The organism is Salinivirga sp. (genome assembly GCF_035268865.1).
Classification (GTDB): domain Bacteria; phylum Bacteroidota; class Bacteroidia; order Bacteroidales; family Salinivirgaceae; genus Salinivirga.
Genome location: NZ_DATFKB010000206.1, coordinates 1 through 3,016 on the forward strand (window position 1 = coordinate 1; position 3,016 = coordinate 3,016).

Sequence of the window (3,016 nt, forward strand, 5' to 3'; positions counted from 1 at the left end):
CAAGGGTGTGCGAAGGAGTTTATGGGTTTGTAGGTTGATATTCTACTTTTCGTTGTGCCGCCGATAATGTCTGTTATTGGAGGTAATTGCTGTCAAACGCGGCGATTTTCTGCGTTGGGTATGTGCCCGGGGCGTTGCCCCCGGGTTGATGCTGGTTGCCCCTTTGGGGCGTGGACCATTGGGTGATTGGGTGAGTGAGTTGTGAGTTGTGAGCGGGAGGTGATTGGTGAATTGGTGTTCTGGGTTTAGCGAGCGATGGTGCCCTCAGTTAGGGCGTGTGAAGGGAATGTTTCCCCGATGATAAGTTTTTTACAGGTAATTGCTGCCAAACGCGGCGATTTTCTGCGTTGGGTATGTGCCCGGGGCGTTGCCCCTGGGTTGATGCTGGTTGCCCCTTCGGGGCGTGGACGGTTGGTTGGGTGTGTGAGAGTTGTGAGGTGAGAGCGTGAGGTGATTGGTTGATTGGGAGAAACTGCTTTGTATTGCTATCCTGTTTTTGTATGATTATCCATATAATCTTGTTTTTGGATGATTAGCACTTTTTTGGGGTCATCGATTTGCATGTAGCCATAATCATAACAGAAGAAATAGAGGTTGTTGTTTTCTGTGCGCCAGGTGTGTGTAAGGTGCTTAAAATCCATGCCCATTTGTTTTAAAAATTCTTTGCGTACGGTGGCTTTACCCCATGGACAGGCTTTTTTGAGTGCCGACCGATTTTTGCGCAGTTGTTTGTTGATGGCTTTTATGTAATCTTCTTGTATGTTTGTTCTTTGGTTGTGATATGCACTTTTGCAATCGGGGCTACAAAATTTTTTATCACTCCTACCCTTCAATATATCATTACAATAAAGACACTTACGTTTATTTGATTTCATATGTTTATAATTTTGATTTAAGTGGTCATTACCTGTCCCGATGCCAATCGGGATGGAACCTCCTATTACCTGTTTTACAGCTTTTGGACTATAATACTCCAAGTAATCATGTTCGGGCCTTGCTCCGCCGAAGCTACGCGAAGGCGAAGTGTGTTTAAATGGTTAAACATGGAGGTTTCATCATTTTTGTTTACTTATGCGTTTATATTCGCTTATATTCGTTTAAAAATACGTATTATTTTTGATTTGACCATAGTTTTGTTCAAAAACATTAATCATTTTATGATTATTCACGCTTATATTACCTCGATAGCAGAATGGCAACTAGTTGCCGACACCCCCACGGTGCGGTTGTCATTTTGCTTTTCTATCGAATCTTAAAATGAATTTGCCTATGAAACCAATTGTGTATTTGAACAAGCGATCGCATCCGGGCAATAAAAAAACTTATATTGCTTTGATTTATAAAACGAATGAAACAGTTAATACGTTGATAAAACAGAATGACTGGATTCGTTTTAGCGAGCAAATTGGCCACTATGTGGTGAAATTTACTGAATCGAATTTGGCGCTGCTAAGGGATTTATTTGCTGGCTTTGCTGTGGTTAATACTCAGTATTTAGAGGCTGCTTCTGCTGTAACAGCTGACAACATAGAGATTCGTTCAGATGTGAGCTTTCGGAATCCGCTCTCTGTGGCTAAAAAATTGGGTTCTGTGCTAATCATCAACAAAAGAATCAGGAACAAAAGCTTTTTCCTTATTCGTTTTAAATATAATTCTGAAATAAAAAATTTATTAAAAAAAAGCGACTGGTTAAGGTTCAACGAGGAACTAAAGCTATTTTATTTTGATGCTACGCGGCGACAGCTGCATAGGTTTATCAAGGAGTTTTCTGGAAAACTAAAGATCAGCATTCACCAAAAAGTTCTTATACGCGATGTGGCTATTATTCAACTTTTAATGGAACAAGCTTACGCAAAGGGATCACGATTTAAAGGTTGTCCGACTGATTATTTAAAATATATGATTTCGCGCAGTTATTCGCAAAACACCATTGCCACGTATCATTATTATTTTTTACGATTCATAAATTCATATCCCTGGTTGAATTTAAAGACGATTGAAAAATTTGGTGCGAAGGAAATCAATAGATATCATGAGGATCTCAAATCAACCGAAGGTGGCAGTACCAATAAGATACATCACAGTATAAATGCTATAAAATTATATTACCGAGAAATTGTTCGTACAGAGCTTGAATTGAATAGTATTGTAAGGCCTAAAAAAGAGAAAATGTTGCCAAAAGTATGGAGTTTAGAGGAAGTTAGCAAGATTATCAGGCATATTGATAATTTGAAGCATAAAGCGATTATTACTATAATGTATTCGGCCGGGTTACGTGTTAGTGAGGTGGTAAAGTTAAAGCCTGAGGATATTCACAGAGATCGCATGCAATTGAGAATACGATGTGCCAAGGGTAAAAAAGACCGGTATACTATTTTGGGTGCTAAAACACTTGAATTGATAGAGGCGTATTACAAGGCTTACCGGCCAAAAGAGTTTTTATTTGAGGGACAGTTTGGTGGAGCATATTCTGCTTCAAGTGTGCGTATGGTTTTAAATAATGCAGTAAAAAAATCGCGTGTAAAGCCTTATAGCGGCACGCATACATTGCGTCACTCATTTGCCACACATTTATTGGAAGCGGGCACTGATTTGCGATATATACAGGGTTTGCTTGGGCACAACAACTCCAAGACGACTGAGATTTATACGCACATAAGCAATGCACATTTACGTACAATTAAAAGTCCGGTAGATGGATTGGATATTTCATAATAATGTTTAATTTTGGATAAAAATAAAGCTGCAGGGTAATGACATAATGTATATAAATGCAATTCACATGCGCTTATCCAGTAGTTACAGGCCATTTTTTAATAGTTTGATCCGGGTTTTTATTTCTCAATAAATCCGTTGCTCATTGGTGGGCCCTCCCGAATTTGGCTATTACAGATCAAGATCAGCTCTTCCAAAACACGCGCTAACGAAGGTCGGTCAGTACTAACTTCGTATTAAACTGTTCGTCGTTTTAAGCCTGCTAAATAAAACCTCAAAAGCTGACCTCCTACCCTTTTCC

General features: G+C 39.3%; 2 protein-coding genes. One reads left to right on the forward strand and one right to left on the reverse strand.

Translation table 11 applies throughout. The annotated features are described in order from the left end of the window. Positions 1-485 precede the first annotated feature (485 nt). Positions 486-875 (reverse strand): hypothetical protein, encoded by a 390-nt coding sequence (locus VJ937_RS12390; protein ID WP_057951652.1) that lies wholly within the window; start codon positions 873-875, stop codon positions 486-488. A gap of 394 nt (positions 876-1,269) precedes the next feature. Between VJ937_RS12390 and VJ937_RS12395 the strand changes: the two genes are divergently transcribed. Beyond that, the gene (locus tag VJ937_RS12395; RefSeq protein WP_324067566.1) at positions 1,270-2,715 is read left to right on the forward strand and encodes a tyrosine-type recombinase/integrase; all 1,446 of its coding nucleotides are present in this window, start codon (positions 1,270-1,272) and stop codon (positions 2,713-2,715) included. The last annotated feature ends 301 nt before the right edge of the window (positions 2,716-3,016 follow it).

What these genes read in the sequence shown, in the direction of transcription:
- VJ937_RS12390 (WP_057951652.1), bottom strand. Translation starts at nt 875, where the DNA reads ATGAAATCAAATAAACGTAAGTGTCTTTATTGTAATGATATATTGAAG.
- VJ937_RS12395 (WP_324067566.1), top strand. Translation starts at nt 1,270, where the DNA reads ATGAAACCAATTGTGTATTTGAACAAGCGATCGCATCCGGGCAATAAA.